Origin of the sequence: Phormidium pseudopriestleyi FRX01 (genome assembly GCF_017313335.1) — a bacterium.
Classification (GTDB): domain Bacteria; phylum Cyanobacteriota; class Cyanobacteriia; order Cyanobacteriales; family Laspinemataceae; genus Laspinema; species Laspinema pseudopriestleyi.
In genome coordinates this window covers 1-2,882 of the sequence record NZ_JAFLQW010000344.1, presented here as the reverse complement: position 1 = coordinate 2,882, position 2,882 = coordinate 1, and the positions used below count along the sequence as shown (strand labels likewise).

General features: G+C 48.7%; 1 protein-coding gene and 1 pseudogene. Both read left to right on the top strand.

The annotated features are described in order from the left end of the window. Positions 1–1,475, top strand: a pseudogene (locus J0895_RS13005) (hypothetical protein); the annotation flags it as partial. Beyond that, a partial coding sequence (locus J0895_RS13000; RefSeq protein WP_422894330.1) for a YncE family protein occupies positions 1,396–2,882 on the top strand: 1,487 nt, incomplete at its 3' end. The pseudogene J0895_RS13005 and the gene J0895_RS13000, both read left to right, overlap by 80 nt.

Genomic DNA, 2,882 nt, shown 5'->3' with positions numbered 1-2,882 from the left:
TGTCAGGTGCAACCGGAATCGTTCCTAACATGGATGAAGTGATTGCTCCGGATTCAGATTGGCGCAATTCTCAAATTGGACAGCAAATCCTCAATGAAGTTCAGATAGAACCGCCCAACTCAGATAAAGAACCCCCGCAAATTACAGCACAGTTGTTCTCCGACAGCAGTGGAAACGAACCCTTCAATCCAGTAGTACGAGGAAGCATTACCGATGCCAGTCCAATTATCCGGTTACGGGCTGGATTTGATGCAACTCCAGTCGAGGAATTTGTCGATGTAACTGCATACTTGCAAGCCGATGGGAGTTTTTCATTAGACCGTCAGATTTTAGAACAAATATTGGGAAATTCCCTGGCTGGCAACAGTCACGTACTTCACTTAATTTCCGAAGATGCGGGCAGATTAATCGGAGTCAATGCCATTCGGGTGGGTAATTTAGTCCCAGAAAACGATGCAGAATTGAATCAGGCATTAGCTGAATTTTATGGGTTAGACCCCTATCCCGACAGTCTCACCCTAATCGCGGGATCCACTCGACAACTCTCCCTCACCATTAACGAGTTGGAATCACGACCCAATATCACCGCCGGAGAAACCGGAACCCGCTACTTTGTGAGCCATCCGGAATTGCTGCAAGTGAATGAAGATGGCTTAGTCACGGCACTCGATGAAGGAGAGGCCACCCTTACGATAATTCATGGAGCGCAGATGGTGACGATACCCATCTCAGTCCAGAAACCCTTAGCCGGTTCCGTGACATTGGGAGCAGAAGGGGGAGTCGTTGAAGCCGTTGATGGATCCCTGGTGATGGTTCCTCCCGGTGGGTTAGAAACCGAAACCGCTGTCAGTCTCACTCCCTTAACCGGAGAGTCTCTCTCACTACCACTCCCGGAAAGTTTGGATTTAGTCGGTGCCTTCAGCTTGGATTTAGGTGACGAACCCCTCACTCAGCCCGCTCAACTGGCAATTCCTGCTCCTGCTGGTTTGTCTGCTGGTAGCGAAGTATTGTTCCTGCGAAAAAGCTCCCTCCCAGATGAAACCGGCACTTGGAACCCTACTTGGTCGATTGAAGAAGCCGGTGTCGTAGACGAAGAAGGCACCATCCGAACGACTTCCTGGCCGTTTAATGGAATTTTAGCCAGCGGTCAATATGCAGTGTTGGCATGGCCTGCTGCCGGGTTAGGTACTTTAGGATTTGTCGAAACCGGAATCTCACAAATCACCGCCAGTCAATGGGCAACTTCCACGGCTGGAGGAATCAACTTAACGGGCAACCTGAGTCTCGCAACTAGCTCTTTGGCCGCCCAAGTTGGTTTCCTGAGTATAGCAGCCCTCACCTACGGTCAATTCGTCGCTACAGCCTACCTGTTGGCTTACTTGGCTAAATATCTGCTTGCCCGACCTCGAAATCATCGGCATTCCCCAAGTCGGTTTACCTGTAGTCACAACAGCCGGAGTCGAACTCACCGCTGAAGGAGTCCCTTCTGTGACCGCAGTTCTGAATACTCCCCCACCAGGACCTGCCGACCCACTGGCACCACCCGTTCTGCAACAAGCAGAACTCACCTTTAGTAATAACGAACCTGTTGTTGTCCTCAGTGGGAGTAATTTCCTCAACGATTTCAATGATGTTGGCAGTTCGTTTGAAGACTTGGCGGTGGAGTTTCGAGTAGGAAATAAATCTTATCCCGGCATTTTAATCCCCGATCGCTCTGTTGAATTGGGAGACAATCGCTATGAAATTGCCATCGAAGTTCCCAATATAGTTGTTCTGGGCGAAGCTGAAATCGTCTTAATTCGACGACAAAAAGAACAGATAGGTCCACTACCAACGGATTCGGAAATTGTCGAAAAAGAAAGCAATCCAATCCAGTTGACCCCGACTTGTGTGGAACTGGCTTTAGTGGCGAGAGAAACAGCCGATACTATTAGCATTATCAATGCCCATACGCCAGAATCGGTAATCGAAGCAGGTAGCAGCTCGGATTTATTGCGTGCTAACATTCCCGTAGGAACACCAGACCGGGAAGATAAACCAGTAGAATTAGCAGCCACCAACAATGCAACCCGAGCTTATGTGTTGTTACAAGAATCAGGTCGCGTGGGGTTAGTAGATTTGATGACTTGGCGACAGGTCGATACCCATTCAGAAACTCCTGAAATAGATCCGATTAACTTACCGGCTGGTGCTTCGCCTCAATCGATTGCGCTCGACCCTGGGGATAACTATGCCTACATTGCTGATGGCAAAATTGGAGCGCTTTACATACTGGATATCAATCCCAATTCAGCGACCTATCATCAAATAATTCAGACTATTTCATTGCCCTCTGCATCATGGGGATTGCGCCAGCTATCGATGAGTAGTGATGGCCGAAAGCTATTTGTTGCGGCTCCCGATTATTCTTGGCCGTTTTCTGACACTAAGGGGCAAATTCATGTTGTTAATATCGACCCGCGCGATCGCCCTACCAATCCAGAAAACAATTCTCGACTGTGGCACGAAAAAATTGGCTCGATTTCTACTTACTCAGAGGTAGATGGTGTTTTCGCGAAGAACAACGGGGGAATCGCTTTTACCAACTCCAGACGAGATAGTGCGGGTTTTGGAGTGGTGGAAATCCTCAATGATGATCCACTCAATTTCACGGTGGGTACTCCCCGCTACGTCTCATTAGGTCTAGGAAGTTTTAGCGATTACTTCGATATCAACTGGGCGGTGTCGGTAGACATTCTGCGGGATGGCTCTTACGCATTTGTGGCATCTAAAAATAATAGCTCGCAAACCGGGGTAGAAAGTATTGATGGGCTGCGAGCGGGGAGTAATATTGGGATAATTAAAGACCCGTTCGGTCCTGATGCGAAGTTAGTCGCAGCCAC